Annotated in this window: 13 protein-coding genes and 1 pseudogene; 4 read left to right on the top strand and 10 right to left on the bottom strand. The window is 69.8% G+C overall.

Features of this window, described 5'->3' with window-relative positions; all coding sequences use genetic code 11:
* Positions 1 to 94: 94 nt before the first annotated feature.
* A pseudogene (locus NKG96_RS09520) lies at positions 95 to 517 on the top strand (DUF5796 family protein); the annotation flags it as partial.
* A 159-nt stretch (positions 518 to 676) separates the two neighbouring features.
* Here NKG96_RS09520 and NKG96_RS20895 read toward each other — a convergent pair.
* Positions 677 to 811: a DUF7128 family protein gene (locus NKG96_RS20895; protein ID WP_256558081.1), complete on the bottom strand. Its 135-nt coding sequence runs from the start codon at positions 809 to 811 to the stop codon at positions 677 to 679.
* Between the two features lie 134 nt (positions 812 to 945).
* Here NKG96_RS20895 and NKG96_RS09515 point away from each other — a divergent pair, with 134 nt between their 5' ends.
* Positions 946 to 3,207, top strand: a complete 2,262-nt coding sequence (locus NKG96_RS09515) for an AAA family ATPase (protein ID WP_254534705.1) — start codon at positions 946 to 948, stop codon at positions 3,205 to 3,207.
* 275 nt (positions 3,208 to 3,482) lie between these two features.
* On the opposite strand, the gene NKG96_RS09510 is transcribed toward NKG96_RS09515, so the two are convergent.
* From NKG96_RS09510 to NKG96_RS09485, 6 genes are all read right to left on the bottom strand, one after another.
* Positions 3,483 to 6,308: a DEAD/DEAH box helicase gene (locus NKG96_RS09510; RefSeq protein WP_254538132.1), complete on the bottom strand. Its 2,826-nt coding sequence runs from the start codon at positions 6,306 to 6,308 to the stop codon at positions 3,483 to 3,485.
* Positions 6,309 to 6,428: 120 nt separating this feature from the next.
* Positions 6,429 to 7,187, bottom strand: a complete 759-nt coding sequence (locus NKG96_RS09505; protein ID WP_254538131.1) for a metallophosphoesterase — start codon at positions 7,185 to 7,187, stop codon at positions 6,429 to 6,431.
* A complete protein-coding gene (locus NKG96_RS09500) occupies positions 7,184 to 8,830 on the bottom strand; it encodes a hypothetical protein (RefSeq protein WP_254534704.1) in 1,647 nt (548 codons plus the stop codon). Before NKG96_RS09500 ends, NKG96_RS09505 begins: the two co-directional genes overlap by 4 nt.
* Positions 8,827 to 10,098 (bottom strand): Single-stranded DNA binding protein, encoded by a 1,272-nt coding sequence (locus NKG96_RS09495; RefSeq protein ID WP_254534703.1) that lies wholly within the window; start codon positions 10,096 to 10,098, stop codon positions 8,827 to 8,829. The genes NKG96_RS09500 and NKG96_RS09495 overlap by 4 nt, the downstream gene beginning before the upstream one ends.
* Positions 10,099 to 10,176: 78 nt before the next feature.
* On the bottom strand, positions 10,177 to 10,983 hold the full coding sequence (locus NKG96_RS09490) for a DUF2182 domain-containing protein (RefSeq protein WP_254534702.1): 807 nt from the start codon (positions 10,981 to 10,983) through the stop codon (positions 10,177 to 10,179).
* A 7-nt stretch (positions 10,984 to 10,990) separates the two neighbouring features.
* Positions 10,991 to 11,602 carry a DUF1326 domain-containing protein gene (locus NKG96_RS09485; RefSeq protein WP_254534701.1) on the bottom strand — a complete coding sequence of 204 codons (612 nt, stop codon included), beginning with the start codon at positions 11,600 to 11,602 and terminating at the stop codon, positions 10,991 to 10,993.
* A gap of 154 nt (positions 11,603 to 11,756) precedes the next feature.
* Here NKG96_RS09485 and NKG96_RS09480 point away from each other — a divergent pair, with 154 nt between their 5' ends.
* Together NKG96_RS09480 and NKG96_RS09475 are read left to right on the top strand one after the other, a co-directional pair.
* Complete coding sequence (locus NKG96_RS09480; RefSeq protein WP_254534700.1) at positions 11,757 to 12,419, top strand: 2,5-diamino-6-(ribosylamino)-4(3H)-pyrimidinone 5'-phosphate reductase; 663 nt, start codon at positions 11,757 to 11,759, stop codon at positions 12,417 to 12,419.
* A gap of 51 nt (positions 12,420 to 12,470) precedes the next feature.
* Complete coding sequence (locus tag NKG96_RS09475) at positions 12,471 to 13,796, top strand: NRAMP family divalent metal transporter (RefSeq protein WP_254534699.1); 1,326 nt, start codon at positions 12,471 to 12,473, stop codon at positions 13,794 to 13,796.
* A 7-nt stretch (positions 13,797 to 13,803) separates the two neighbouring features.
* Here NKG96_RS09475 and NKG96_RS09470 read toward each other — a convergent pair whose 3' ends face one another.
* The 3 genes from NKG96_RS09470 to NKG96_RS09460 form a co-directional block, all read right to left on the bottom strand.
* Positions 13,804 to 14,130, bottom strand: a complete 327-nt coding sequence (locus NKG96_RS09470) for a GNAT family N-acetyltransferase (RefSeq protein ID WP_254534698.1) — start codon at positions 14,128 to 14,130, stop codon at positions 13,804 to 13,806.
* A gap of 231 nt (positions 14,131 to 14,361) precedes the next feature.
* The gene (locus NKG96_RS09465; RefSeq protein WP_254534697.1) at positions 14,362 to 14,652 is read right to left on the bottom strand and encodes a DUF7545 family protein; all 291 of its coding nucleotides are present in this window, start codon (positions 14,650 to 14,652) and stop codon (positions 14,362 to 14,364) included.
* Positions 14,653 to 14,676: 24 nt separating this feature from the next.
* Positions 14,677 to 15,258 carry a hypothetical protein gene (locus NKG96_RS09460; protein WP_254534696.1) on the bottom strand — a complete coding sequence of 194 codons (582 nt, stop codon included), beginning with the start codon at positions 15,256 to 15,258 and terminating at the stop codon, positions 14,677 to 14,679.
* Positions 15,259 to 15,274 lie beyond the last annotated feature (16 nt).

Genomic DNA, 15,274 nt, shown 5'->3' with positions numbered 1-15,274 from the left:
CGGGCGCACTTACGACTGCTGATAGTGACAGGCCCGCGAATCGGGGCGGGCGGACAGCGCGGCCCTTTTGCGCGCTCGGGTTCCACACCGAGGTATGAGCCTTCGCAACGACGTGGCCCCCGAGACGCTCTCCGTGTCGCTCGAACCGGAGGGGGTGTACGTCGAGTACGTCGACGGTCGTTCGGTCTTCTACCACGGCGTCCCCGAGGCGACGACGGGCCCCGTCCTCACTGGCCCCGGGAAGGACGTCCACGTCCTCGTGACCGACCCCACCGAGACGGAGGGCGTCGTCGTCTACATCAACGACCGCAAGACTGCCGACGAGATTCTGGCGGACACCGGTGTCGGGCGCGTCATCCTCGAGGCGGGCGAGGAGACGACGGTCTTCCCCGGCGTCGAGGCCCGCGTGGGCGACTACCGCGCCGAGGTCGACGCCGACCCGGAGGCCGCCCGGGGACGGGTGTTCGTCTTCGAGGAGGACGAACTCAGCGAGCGCTCGTGGGAGATCGTCCCAGAGTCGAGCGACCGCGTGTCGGACGGCGAGACCGGCGCTCCAGCCGAGGAACGGTCGGCGCAGGACGGGGACGACGGAACTGACGGGTCGGACGAGACCGGCGGGTGGGGCTGACGGTCCGGCCGGTCCGATCCCCGGGCGTCCAGCCTCGCGGCGGGTCGCCTACTGGAGGTAGGAGGGTTCCTCGGCGTCGCAGTGTTCCTCGTGACGCTCGGCGTCCTCGCTGTTGTCGAACATCAGTCCACAGGCCTCACAGTTGTGCCACGTCATATCGTCACGCTCGACCTGCGTTACCATGTTAACGCGTGTGGTGGCATCCGACAAAGGCGTTACTCCGGCTGAGCCCTCTGGTCCGGACGTTCGACCCGACAGCGGGTCGTAGAGTCTCCCGCTCGGACAAGTGTGAAGGTCCCTCCCGTCCGAGGGGGTTCATGAGCAAGAAGCCCGGCGTGGACCTCACCGTGCAGGGCGCGGAGAAGCGTGACGCCGGACGCGGCATCGCCCGCCTCTCGAACGCCACCTGCCGGACGCTGAGCATCCTCAGCGGCGAGACGGTCGTCGTCGAGGGCGACCGGGAAACGGTCGCGAAGGTGTGGCCCGGCGGCGAGGACGGCGTCATCCGGATGGACGCCGACACGCGTCGGAACGCGGGCGTCAACGTCGGCGACGTCGTCACCGTCCGCGCCGAGACCGTCGAGGACGCCTCGCGGGTCACCGTCGAACTCCCCCGCACGCCCCCCCACGACGACCTCGCGGACTACGTCAAGCGCCACCTCCTCGACCGACCCATCCGCGCCGACGAACGCGTCCGCCTCGAACGCATCGACGACTACGCCGAAATCGTCGCCACCGACCCCGAGGGGACCGTCCGCGTCACCGACTCGACGCGGGTGACGGTCCGTCCCGGCGGCGACCCCGTCGAGCGAACCGCCGGGACCTCGATGGGCCGGTCGGGGTCCGGGGGCGGCGGTGCCGGAGGGTCGGGGTCCTCCGGCGAGGTCGAGTCCACGCCCTCCCGGCCCACGAAGACCGACGTGACCTACGAGGACATCGGCGGCCTCGACGAGGAACTCGACCTCATCCGGGAGATGATCGAACTCCCCCTCTCGGAACCGGACCTGTTCCGTCGCCTCGGCGTCGACCCGCCGAAGGGCGTCCTCCTCCACGGGCCGCCCGGCACCGGGAAGACCCTCATCGCGAAGGCCGTCGCCAACGAGGTCGACGCCTACTTCACGGACATCTCCGGCCCGGAGGTCGTCTCGAAGTACAAGGGCGACTCGGAAGAGCGCATCCGCGAGAAGTTCGCCGAGGCGCGCGAGCACTCCCCGGCTATCCTCTTCATCGACGAGATCGACTCCATCGCGGGCGCCCGCGACGAGGACGCCGACATGGAGAACCGCGTCGTCGCCCAGCTTCTGACGGAACTCGACGGGCTCGCGGGGCGCGACGAGGTAGTCGTCATCGGCGCGACCAACCGGGTGGACTCGCTCGACCCCGCGCTCCGCCGAGGGGGTCGCTTCGACAGGGAGATCGAAATCGGCGTGCCCAACGAGACGGGCCGCCGGGAGATCCTCGACGTCCACACGCGCGGGATGCCCCTCGCGGGGGACGTGGACCTCGACTTGCTCGCGGAACGCACCCACGGGTTCGTCGGCGCGGACATCCGCACCCTCGCCACCGAGGCCGCGATGGCCTCCCTGCGGCGCTACCGCCACGACCGCGAGACGCGCGACCGCGAGGGGGCCGCCGAACCGGACGAAGCGAGTGACGGCGAGGCGGGTGGCGGAGACGAGGGGAGCGACGAAACGGCCCCAGAACCAGAACTCTCCGTGACGCGCGCGGACTTCGAGTCCGCGATGGCGGCCGTCGACCCGAGCGCCATGCGCGAGTACGTCGTCGAGACCCCACTCACCACGTTCGACGACGTGGGCGGACTGGACGAGGTGAAGGCCACCCTCCGCGAGTCGGTGATGTGGCCACTCTCCTACGAACGCCTGTTCGAGGCCACCCGGACGAACCCGCCGACGGGCATCCTCATGTACGGGCCGCCGGGGACGGGCAAGACCCTGCTCGCGCGGGCCATCGCGGGCGAGAGCCAGGTGAACTTCATCCACGTCGCCGGACCGGAACTCATCGACAAGTACGTCGGTGAGTCCGAGAAGGCCATCCGCGAACTGTTCGACCGCGCCCGCCAGACCGCCCCCACCATCGTCTTCTTCGACGAGATAGACGCCCTCGCGGGCAGACGCGGTGGCGAACAGGACGTGACCGAACGGGTCGTCTCGCAACTGCTCACGGAACTCGACGGGCTACAGGACAACCCGAACCTCATCGTCCTCGCGGCGACCAACCGGTACGAGGCGCTCGACCCCGCCCTGCTCAGACCGGGGAGGCTGGAGTCACACGTCGAGGTGCCCCTGCCGGACCACGACGCTCGCCGGGCCATCCTCGCGGTCCACACCGAGGGAAAGCCCATCGAGGAAGACGTCGACCTCGACGACCTCGCCGCCGAGACGGAGGGGTTCTCCGGCGCGGACCTCGAAGCCCTCGTCCGGCAGGCCTCGCTTCGCGCCATCCGCGACCTCGCCGAGGAGGTCGGCCCCGAGGAGGCGAACGACCGCGCCGACGAGATTCGCATCACCCGCGAACACTTCGAACGAGGGATGGCGGCCGCGGACCCGCGCCGGGACTGAGGGCGAGGACTGCCACGCCGTCGGTCGATTCCGGCGCAATTCGGGTCTACCCCCGGGTCGGTCCGGGGTCACGCGCACCGTAGCTAACTGAATTAATGATGATCTCCATACGCGTTTATCGAGACAGACGCCCAACTGTTCGCGCGATGTACAACGCGACCGTCTGTCTGTCCCGCAAGGAGGGACGACCCGCGGTGAGTACCGCGACTACTACGAGAACACCCACGCGCCCGCCGTCGACGACGGTACACTGACCGACCCGTCGGCCGAGAGGGTCAGTCCCAGAACGACTGCGTCCGGGCGTAGCGCTTCTCCTCACTGATGATGTCGCGGTAGAAGTCCTCCTCGTTCTCGCGGAGTTTCGCGATGATGCGCGCGGCGTTGTGCGGGCCGACGCCACGGGCGGCGAGAGCCACGACGGCCTGCTTGCCGTGGCTCTGGACGAGGTTCGCCGACTGGTAGGCCCGGCGGGTCATCTTCGCCTGTTCCTCGTCTTTCTCCTCGCTCGTGATGGCGTCTATCACCTCGTCCGCCCACGGGTTCAGCGCCGCGACGCGCGTCGACCCGCACTTGGGGCACGAGAGTTCGTCCGGGATGCGTTTGACCTGCTGTTTGCGCTTCCAGTCCTTGCAGTGCAGGCAGAAGAGGAGCATCCGGTCGTCCCGGATGCGCTCTTTCACCGTCTCGATGACGCTCGCGTCGGCGTTCTCCGGGGCGAGCAGTTCCTGTCCCGACGAGCGTCCGCCCGTCCCGATGGGGGTGCGCTCGCCGACAACCTCGATTGCGATACGGCCGTCCTGTATCCGCCGGAGGACGTCGCTCGCCTCGGGCACCGCGAGGTCCTCGTGGAGTATCTCGCGGACCGCCTCGTCGTAGACGGGCGTGTCGCGCAGGGCCTCCAGGAGGCGCCCGCGACCGAACTGGTTCGAACTCCCGCGCCCCCGGTAGCGTTTGAGCGCGCCGAACTTCGCCGCCACCTGCGCGAGTTTGAACTTCAGCGCGTCGGCGTTCTTCAGGCTCAACTCGATGAGCGCTCCCAGGTGGTCCGGGTCGGTGTCCTCCAGTACGTCGACGACGTTCGAGGCCCGAACTCCACGGGGCACCTCCAGTTCGATGCGGTAGGGGTCTATCTCCATTCCCACCGACGACCCGGTCTGCTGGCCGATGAGCGCCGACAGCACCCGCCCGAGCGTCTCGTTTATCTTGTGGCCGAAGGCGGCGTTCAGCACCACGTCGCGGCCCTGAAACTCCACGACGACGCGGTCGGCCGACGGCATCGCCATCGTGTGCCGTTCGACCTGTTTCAGCGCCTCGCTCGCGGTGTGGGCGTCGGTGGGGTACTCCTCCGTGACCCACCGGGCCACCTCCTCTCGACGCTGCCCCTCTTCGAACCGGTCTCTGGCCCGCGCCCGCAGGTCCGCGACGTCCTGTGCCACGTCGTAGGGGACCGGTATCTCCTGTCCGACCCACGAGGGAACCTCGCCGCCGGGGTCCTCGACGGGCGACACCTTCACTTCCTCCTCTTCCTCGTCCACCTCGGTGATGCGCCACATCTCGCCGCGCTGGATGAACACCTCGCCCGGGTCGGCGAAGTTGACGACGAACCGCTCGTCGAGGGTGCCGACCTGCCGACCGGAGGCCATGTCCTCGACGGCGTAGGTCGCCTCGTCGGGAATCATCGAGAGGTTGGCGTAGAAGTACTGCCACGTCCCGCTGGACTTCTCCAGTCTATCCGCGTCCTCCTCCAGCCAGAGGATGCGGTTGTTCGAGAGTTCCCGAATCACCTCGCGGAACTGCTCTCTCGTCACCTCGCGGAAGGGGTACGCGCGGGTGATTATCTCGTAGGCCCGCATCGCGCCGATTTCCCCGAAGTCCATCAGTAGGCCCGCGATCTGGTTGGCGACGGTGTCGAGACTGCCGTGGTGGATGTCCGCCGGTTCGACGTGGCCCGACTGCGCCCGGCGAGCGATGGCCAGCGACTCGAAGACGTCGTCGGGCATCGTCGCGATGACCGTCCCCGCCGACACCACGTCCCGGCGGTGGCCCGCCCGCCCCACTCGCTGGAGGAGACGGGACACCTCGCGGGGGGACTGGTACTGGACGACGTGGTCGATGCGCCCCACGTCGATGCCCAGTTCCATCGAGGAGGTGCACAGCAGCGCGTCGAGTTCCCCGGCCTTGAACTGGTCTTCGACCTCGATGCGCGCCTCCTTCGAGAGCGACCCGTGGTGGATGCCGATGTTCGTGTCGAGTTCCTTGAACCGCGACCCGAGTGCCTCGGCGGTCTGTCGGGTGTTGACGAACACGAGCGTCGAGTCGTGGGACTCGATGATGTCTCGAATCGCGCGGACGTGGCTGGCGATGGACTCCGTGGTCATCAGCCGACCCGCCAGTCGCTCGTCCTCGGGCGTTATCTCGGGTTGGAGCACCCGCAGGTCGAGTTTGCTCCCGACGTCCACCTCGATTATCTCACAGCCCCGGTCGCCGGTGAGGAACTTCCCCACCTCCTCCGGGTCGCCCACCGTCGCCGACAGTCCGACTCGCTGGAAGGGGCCGGCGAGTTCCCGCAGTCGCTCCATCCCGATGGTCAACTGCGCGCCCCGCTTGGCGGCGGCGAGTTCGTGTACCTCGTCGACGACGACGTGCGAGACGTCCGAGAGCGCTCGCCTGAGTTTCTCGCCGGTGAGCATCGCCTGTAGCGTCTCGGGCGTCGTCACCAGCACGTCTGGCGGGTTCTCTGCCTGCTTCTGTCGCTGGTACTGGGTGGTATCGCCGTGGCGGACGTCCACGTCGAGGTTCAACTCCTCGCCCCACCACTCCAGTCGCTCGCGCATGTCGCGGTTGAGCGCCCGCAGCGGCGTGATGTAGAGCGCCGAGATGCCGAACGGGACGCCCTCGCCGTGTCGTTGCTCGACGATTGCGTTCAGGACGGGCAGCATCGCCGTCTCCGTCTTCCCGGTCCCCGTCGGGGCGATGACGAGGGCGTGGTCGCCCGCCGCGAGTGTCGGAATCGCCCGGCGCTGTGGCTCCGTGGGCGTGGCGAATCCCCGCTTCGAGAGCGCACTCCGCACCTCGCTTCCGAGGTGCGTGAACGCGTCCATCCCCGGCCGTTGCTCGGAGGCCGTCACTGGTTCGGGATTGGGGTTCGGGCCGATTAAGACCACCGCTTGCACCGGTTCCGGGCCGCTACCGGCGTGTCGGGCGGCGGCCCGATCCCCCGCTCACACCTGCTCGTAGTTCCCCAATCGGGTCCCGTCGAGCAGGTACGCCTGCGCGTCCCGGAACCCGTCCGGGAGGTACGGCGAGAGAAAGCCCTGTCCGGTGTTCGTCCACGTCCCGCCGAGCAGGTCGTTGAACCCCGGACAGACGACGAGTTCGCCGTCGATGTCGAGTGACGCGCCGTGGTGGTCCTCGAACGGGTCCGGTACCAGCTTCCCCCGGAGCCACGCCCGTTCGGCGCGCGCCCCGCCCACCTCGTCTTCCAGTCTGACCATCGGGTGTTCGTGGCCCATCGCCACGACGTCGGCTTCCAGCACCTCGACTGCGGGCCACGTGTGCCCGTGGACGAAGCCCACGTCGCCCATCCGGACGCCGTCGGTCGACGTCACCGCGACAGGGTGGTGGGCGTCCACCTCGTCGGCCACGTCCTCGATGTCGCCGTCGTGGTTGCCCTTCACGACGGTCACCGGGACCCGCCCCGCGACGGCTCCGAGGAGCGTCGCCAACTCGGTTCGCTCCTCCGTCGAGGGGTTCCCGATGGCGTTGGCGAGGTCACCGAGGAAGACGACGCGGTCGGCCCCGGTTCGCTCCAGCAAGGTCAGCACCGCCTCGCGGCGCTCCCGGGCGCGGCTCCTGAGTTCGACGCCGTCGTAGCGCAGGGCGACCTCCAGTCCCGCGTGGTAGTCCGCGAGCACGAGCACCCGCGTCCCGTCGCAGACCGCGACGGCGGCCGGTTCACCCGGGACCGGTTCCAGCATCAGATGGGCGTCAGTCGCCCGTCCTGTGGCTCGTAGCACTGCCCACTCATCAGGGCGTCCTGGATAGCGTCCTCGACGGCCGCGGCGTCCGCGCCCGTCTCCTCGCTCACCCGCGCGACGAGTTCCTCCCTGTCAGCACCGTCGCCCTCGTCGAGGTCACGCATCGCGTCGAGGAGAGCCGTCTCGAGGTCCACGTCCTCGGCGGGTTCGTCGTCCCCGCTCTCGTCGCCCCCCGCCTCCGCGGCGGGCGGTTCCTCGCTGGACGCTTCCGGCGGTTCGCGGGCGGGGCCCTGCGATTCGGGGGCGGATGCGGCGTCACCCTCCGGTTCGGGGCCCTCGTCCGTCGCCTCCGGTTCGACGGCCTCGAAGGTCGGTTCGTCCGGTTCGAGGTCCTCCTCGGCGTCGGTCCCCTCGGGTTCGGAGTCGGGGTCGGGCGTCTCGATGTCCGCCTCGCCGGCGGGAGCCACCTCGTTGCCCGTCGAGAAGTCGGTCCCGAACTCCTCCTCGACCTCACGGCGGGTCTCCTCGTCCATCTCGAACTCGCCCGGTTCGGCGGGTTCGCCCTCGCCGCCCGCCTTGCCGCTCGTCTCCTCGGTGTCCGTCGTTCCGTCGAGATCCGCCGGTTCCTCGGGCGGTTCGGTCGTCGCGGTGGTGTCGGCCGGCTGGGAGGGTTCCGCATCCCCCGGCTCCTCGCGGGTCGCCGTCTGGTCCGCGTCGGGGTCGGCCTCGCCCGCGGACGCCTCGACGTCGGCGTCGGGGTCGGGCGTCTCGATGCCCGCTTCCGGGGTCGCGTCCGTCGCGGACACCTCGGCCTCCGAGAGGTCCGTCTCGCCCTCGGCCGCGTCGCTCGCTCCGTCCGTCGTCTCCGTCGTTTTCGTTGGCTCCGTTGGCTCCGTCGGCTCCTCGGCCTCGATGCCCCCGGTGTCGACATCGACCGGCATCGCGGGCGTGAACGCCGCGTCCCCACCCTCGTCGGGGGCGAGTTCGACGTCCGCGACCTCCTCCACGTCGCCGGTGACGTGCCTGACCGCCTGCAGCGCCGTCTCCTGAAGCGCGGCGAGGTACGCCCGCGTGGTGCCGTACTGTTCCATCGCGATGGGGATGCCCGTCGCGAGGCTCTCGTCGACGCCCGACTGGACGAGCGCCCGCTGGAGGGCGTCGCCGGTCAGGCCCGAATCGAGGGCGGCCGCGAACGTCCCGATTCGTTCGAGGGTTCGCTCGGCGGCGGTGACGGTCCACCGGTCGCGCGCGTCGGCGTCCACCGCGCTGATGCTCTCGGGACGGACGCTCGTGTAGACGACGTCGGAGTCGTCGGGCTGGAACGTCCGCGCCTTGCCCGTCACGGCGACGAACGCCGGGGGCGTGGTCCGATCGAGGAACGCCATCGCCTCGGGCTGGTACTGGCCCGCGTAGACGACGAACGCGCCTGTCGGGTCGACGACGCGCGCCCGCAGGATGCTGTCGCCGGCCTGCGACACCTCGGTCAGGACGCCCGTGACGAACAGGCGGTTGACGCGCGCGCCCGTCGGCGAGACGACGTAGTTCGGCGCGCGCTCCTCGTCGCTCTCGGAGTAGGAGTACTCCGCGTCGTCGAACTCGGCCGCGAAGAGGCGGTGGGCGACTTCGCGGTTGCCGGGCGCACTCATCGGGACACCTCCGAGAGCAGCGCACGCGCACGGTCGGTCGGGTCCTCGGTGACGCGCTCGAACTCCGTCGCGTCGAGGTTCGCGCCGTACTCGTCGACCGAGAGCGACCCCCGGACGCGGTACTCGTCGCCCACCACCCTCTCGGCGATGGTGTCTGCGACGACTTCCTTGTCCATCTCGTCGCGCGCGTGGTCGAGGGCGTCTTCGAGGGTTCCCTCGTACACCATCTCGGTCAGGACGCGGTCGAGGACGACGGTGACGGTGCCCGTCCCGTCGTCGAGGATGGCCTTCACGCGCAGGTCGTCCTCGCCGTCGACCTCGCCGTGGGAGCGACACTGCCCGTTCTGGATGACGCGGTTGCACTCGGGGCAGCGCTGGATGAGGCCGGAGCCGTCGCGCACGTCGAGGAGACTCCCGACGAGTTCGACGTCGAAGGCCCCGCCGCCCGTGACGGCCTCGCCGATACCCATCCGGCGGGCGGAGTCGCTGACCTCCACGTCGCCGTCGAGAGGCGTGACGACCGAGAACTCTGAGAGGTTCACCGAGGGCACCCCCCGGAACTCCCGGATGTAGACGTCCTCGATGCGGAGGGAGGTCCCCTCCTCGATTTCCGGACGCGGGTTCCAGTCGGTAAAGGGCAGGCGGGCCGTCTCGTCGGCCAGCACGCCCGAGAGGATGTCCGTCTCGCCGTCGCGGCCGTCGATGGTCCGCTCCTCGACTTCGACGACGCGGACTTCGAGGGTGCGCCCGCGGTCGCCGGGTTCGAGGTCGGCGAGTGAGCGCTCCCCGCCCACCTCGTAGGGGACGTGAAGCGGGTCCTCGCTCTTCGAGACGCTGGTGGAGTCCCCGAGGTTGAGTTCGGGACGACCGTCCCACTCGCGGACGCCGGCGTTGCCCGCGGTGACGGTGTCGCCCGGTTCGAGACCGAAGTCGTTCCACGCGGTGTAGTCGATGACGCCCGTCTCGTCGGCGAGTTCACCCTCGTAGATGGTGAAGTCGTCGCCCTGATACCGGATTGTCCGGGTGCCGACGGTGAGGACGCGCGCGGTGACGGTCACGCTCGCGTCGTCGGTGGTGATGTCGGCGACGTCCTTCGTGGTGGGTGCGGCCCCGCCGCCGCCCCCGCCACCGTACTTGCGTCGGAGGCTCTGGACCGCCTCCTCCATCGGGACGTCGTACTCGACCAGTTTCCGCAGGTCGTCGTGAACCTCCTCTTTGTCGACGCCGAGGTCGGAGGCGAGTTCCTCGGCAGTGGCTTCGATGTCCATCGTCCGTGGGTTTGGCCGTTCTCCCTAAAAATCGTTCGCGCCGGTGGCGGAGTGGAGGGTCGTCCGGGGCGGCCGACCTCACCCGCCGAGTAGCGTCGCGAAGAGGACGGCGCACCCCGCCACGCCCGCGGCGACGCCGACGCCCCTCGCCAGCGTGTCACCCCAGCTCACGGTCCGTTCGAGCGAGAGGACGGCGGTGATGAGCACCATCCAGACGAGGTTCATCGTCCCGACGACGACCATGAACGCGAACAGCGCCCAGCAACACCCGAGGCAGAACCAGGCGTGTTCGAGTCCCATCCGACTCGCGCCGCGGACCCCCGGCCGGTGGTGCTGCATCAGGTACCCGAGCGGGAGCCGACAGTGGCGCAGGCAGCGGTCCTTGTACGACGAGAGCTGGTAGCCCGCGAGGAGCAACAGGGTCCCCCCGAGGAGTACCTCGCTTCCGCCCACGGCAGTTATCGGCACGACCCGGTTGGCCGCCAGTGGGACCAGCCCCGTCGCCGTCCAGACGAGCGTGTAGGTCCCGAGGAACGCGCCGACCCGCAGGGACTTCGCTCGGGTCGAGACGCCGGTCAGCGTGCGGTAGTACAGGCGGACCAGCGGCACCGACGACGGGTACATCATCGCGATCATCATCACGCCCCACATCAGGAGGTAGAGCGCCCACCCGGTCGCGCCGCTGCCCGTAGCCATCGCCTCGGGGACGCCGGGGGCGGCCATGTCCATCGACATCGACGACCCGTCCGCGCCGGGCATCGGGAGCCACCGGAACACCATCGCGTCCCACGCGAGCGCCACGACGAGGTAGACGGCGACCGCGACGAGTGCGGTCCCGTCGACGCCCGTCGTGCGGACGCGGCCGGCGTATCGTGGGAGTTCCATGACTCGCTCAGGCGTTCGCCAGTTCGAAGTCACAGAAGAACGCGTTGTTCCCGCCGACGTCCCAGTCGAAGCGCTCGCCGAACGAGGCCGTCGCCTCCGTCGACTTTCCGGTGTGCATCTCGAGGCTCGACGTGAGGGGATGCGGGGCGATGGTGCCGAACTCGTCGTTGAACCCCGTCTTCGCCTCCGTCCCCATCGTCACGGCGTCGCCCACCTCCACGGAGAACTCGCCGCCGTCGCGGTCGAAGGTGAACGGGGCCGTCGCCACCTCCGTCTCCTCGAAGTGCGTGTCGGCGACCACTCCCCAGACACCGCCGGCCCGGCCGAGGTAGATGTCCTCCAGCGCAGACCGCTGTTCGTCGCTCGCCCGCTCGTCCACCAGCAGGACGACGTCCCATCCGACGTCCGGGTCGAACATGACTCCCTCCTCCGACCGGATGAGCATCGCCACCGAGAGCCCACCGAGGTCGACGTCGCCGAAGTTCCCTTCCCTGACGTGCCACGCCAGCGACGCGGTACACACGTCGCCGTCGGGCGGTTCGAGCCAAACACACTGACAGACCACGTCGCAGTTGCACGCCTCGACGTAGTCGCCCGCGAGGGCCCATTCTGTCGCCATATTTACAACACCCTAGAGACCGCGTTGGTAACACGTAGCGATATAGCTGATTGACGGGAAACGGGTAGCTACCGCGCCCGGACCAGTCGTGTCGGCGGAACGTCACGGGGGCCGTCACCGAAAGCCGTTTTCGCCCGGTCGCGGTATCCGGAGCATGCACGTCCACGCCAACGTCGCCGTCAGTGCCGACGGGAAACTCTCGCACCGGGAGAGAGAACAGGTGCGCATCTCCGGCGACGAGGACTTCGCGCGCGTGGACCGCCTGCGAGGGGAGAGCGACGCCGTCCTCGTCGGCGTGGGGACCGTCCTCGCCGACGACCCCTCGCTCGTCCGGTTCGACGCGGACCACCGCGAACGGGTGGGCAAATCGGGCGTCCCCGCCCGGGTCGTCGCAGACTCGCGTGCGCGGACGCCACCCGACGCCGCAATCCTGCGGGGCGACGCGCCCACCTACGTCCTCGTGAGCGAGGCGGCCCCCGATGAGAGGGTGGAGGCCCTCGAATCGGCGGGCGCGACGCTGGTCGTCGCGGGCGAGGACCGGGTCGACCTCCGCGACGCCTTCGCGGGACTGGAGACCGAGGGAATCGCGGACCTGATGGTCGAGGGTGGTGGCGAACTGCTGTTCTCGCTGTTCGAGGTGGGTCTCGTCGACCGTCTCTCCGAGTTCGTCGGTCCGCTGGTCATCGGGGGACGGGACGCCCCCACGCCGGCCGACGGCGAGGGGTTCGTCGACCCGGAGCGGTTCCCCCGCCTCGCCCTCGACGACGTGGAGCGACTGGACGAGGGCGTCGTCCTCCACTGGTCGGTCGCACCGTAACACTCGGTGATACCACTCAATTTATCGCCACCGGGTGGTGAGTGAGGTGACATGACGCTCCCGAACCGACTCCGGCACGGGTTCGACGCGATGGGTCCCTCGTGGCTCGCGGGGGCCATCGCGGCGGGGCCGGCGACGATGGCGAGTCTCCTCACCGCGGGCGCAGGGTACGGATACGCCCTCCTCTGGGTCGTGGTCCTCTCGGCACTGTTCGGCACGCTCACGCAGTACCTCGCGGCCCGACTCGGTCTCCTCACCGAACGCGGCATCGTCGGCGTCGTCGAGGACCACCTCGGCGACGCCTGGGCGTGGCTCCTCGTCCTCGACGTGGTGCTCGTCGCGGGCATCGCCCAGCTCGTCATCATGAAGGGTCTCGCGCAGGTGACGGCCGACCTGACGGGCGTCGACGTGGTTCCGGCGGGAATCGCGTGGGCCGTCCTCCTCGCGGTGGGTCTCGCGGGGGGCGGCTACCGGGCCGCCGAACTCGGCGCGAAACTCGTGGTGGGCGGCGTCGTCCTCGCATTCGTCGCCTCGCTGTTCGTCGTCCCCATCGACGCGGGCGGGGCGGCGGGCGGTCTGGTCCCCACGCTCCCCGCGGGGAGCGAACTCGTCGTCGCGGGCGTCCTCGGCGGTGCGGTCCACATCACGCTCATCACGATGCACTCCTACGCGATGCGCGCTCGCGGGTGGACCCGCAGGGACCACGACGCGGCCACGGCGGACGTCGTGGGGTCGATGGGCATCGCCTTCGGCCTCTACAGCGTCGCCATCTTCCTCGTCGCCGCCAGCGTGCTCTCGGACCCCGCAATCGGCCGACTCGGAGCGGCCCACGCCCTCGAACCCGTCGCGGGCCCGCTCGCGGAACGCCTGTTTCTGTTCGGCCTCCTCGGTGCCGCCGTCTCCACTCTCGGGGGCAACACCGTCGTCCCGCCCTCCCTGCTCGTGGACAAACTCGGCTGGGGGACGGACGTGGACGACCCCAAGTACCGGGGACTCGTCGCGACGACGGCCCTGCTCTCGGCGGCGGGCGTGTTCGTCGGCGGCGCGTTCTTTGGCCAACTGGTGTTCGTCCTCGCCCTCGGTCTCGTCGGGACGGTGTTCGCGCTGGCCGTCGTGCTCTCCCTCCTGAACGACCCCCGCGCCGTCCCCGAGACGAACGGCCCCCTGCTCAACGCGGCGGGCGGCCTCGTCTTCGCCGTCGTCACCGTCGTCGTCCTCGCGCAACTGCGCGGGACGGTGGCGAGCGCCGACGGCCCGCTGGACTACTTCGTCCTCGCGTTCGCCGCCGTCGTCGGGGTGGCGACGCTCGCTGTCCTCGTGCGACTCGTCAGGACCGTCCGGGGGGAGAGAGCGGGGACCGCAACCCGGAGCGACTGACCCGGACTCACAACTCCCCGACGGGCCGGGTCAGTCGCAGGCGATGGGGCGCGAAGCTCAGCCGCTCGTAGAACGCGAGCGCCCGGTCGTTGTCCGCGTCCACGCCGAGGGCGAGTTCCGTGCACCCCGCCTCGCGGGCGTGGTCCGCGACCCGACTCACGAGGGTCTCCGCGAGGCCCGACCCGCGGTACGGTTCCCGGACGTAGATGTCGCCCACGACCGTCCGGTCCGGGCGGTCGAAGACGGCCGGGCAGCGGTCCGCCTGCGCCGTGACGAATCCCGCGAGGGGCGTGGCCTCGTCGGTGAGGTCCCCTCCCCGTCGACGGCGACCCACGTCCGGAAGTCCTCGTCCGCCAGCGAGTGACTCTCGACGGTCGCTTCGAGTTCGCGGTGGTAGGGGTGCCAGAGGCCCCCGACGTACCGGCGGACGGGGGCTTCCTCGGGTGGCAGGGGACGAATCTCCATGCGTGCCGGCGACGTGGCCGACCCGTCGTCTTCGGTCCGCCGGTTCGCGTCGCTCGGGGAGGCTCTGTGGAATCGGGAGAATCGCGTCGTTCAGTTCAGTTCAGTGCTGGTGACCCGTCGCCTCGCCGAAGGTCATGCCGAAGCGCTCCTCGAAGAGATCGAGCGTGGTGTCCTCGACGGCCTGCAGTTCGTCGTCGACCTCGCCCTCCGCGTGATGGACGGTCGCGTGGATGCGCTGGGCACAGGACATCAGTGCGAGGTCGCCGACGACCTTCGCGCTGCTCTCCTCGCCCTCCGCGAGCATGTCGAGCAGTCGTGCGGGGAGCGTGACCTGGTCCTCGCCGTCCGGTCCGTCGATATGAATCTCGACCGTGTCGTCTTTCGTCGTCATGCGTCGGCTTCGCCGCGAGGCCCCTTATCCCTGTGGTGTCCGGGCGGCGAGTCGAACGCCCACCGCGCACCACCCGAGGCCGTACAGCGCGAGTCCCGCCAGCCCGACGGCCGATATCGTCACCCCGAGCGGGGTGACGGCGAGCACGTCCAGCAGGACCGTGAGCACGACGCCCGCCGGGAGCGCCGCGCCAAGGGCGAGCGCTCCGGGCCGACCGAGCACGTCGGTCCGGTAGAGCCAGTAGCCGAGCGACGGCGCGCCGACGGCCAGCGACAGTCGGCCGAGTCCGACCGCGAGCAGCGAGGCCGACCCGAACTCGTTCAGGCCGGCGAGACCGACGGCCGAGTACACGAGTAACAGGACTGCCCCGACCCCTGTCGTGACCGTCCCCACGTGGTCCGACGTGGTCACGGGGAGCGTTCGCACGAGGGTGACCGTCGCAGCGAGTAGCGACGACGCCGCGAGGAACTGTACCGGGAGGGTGAGCGGGTGGCGGACGCCGAGCGGTGCCGTGAGGACCGTCGCGAGGACGAGTACACCGGTCGCACCGACGAGACCACCGGTCAGCGTCGGCCGGGCCGCTGGCTGTCGCGAGACTTCGAACACGAGAATATATAATCGT

Source organism: Halomarina litorea (assembly GCF_024227715.1).
Taxonomy (GTDB): Archaea; Halobacteriota; Halobacteria; order Halobacteriales; family Haloarculaceae; genus Halomarina; species Halomarina litorea.
This window is presented reverse-complemented; position numbering and strand designations above follow the sequence as displayed.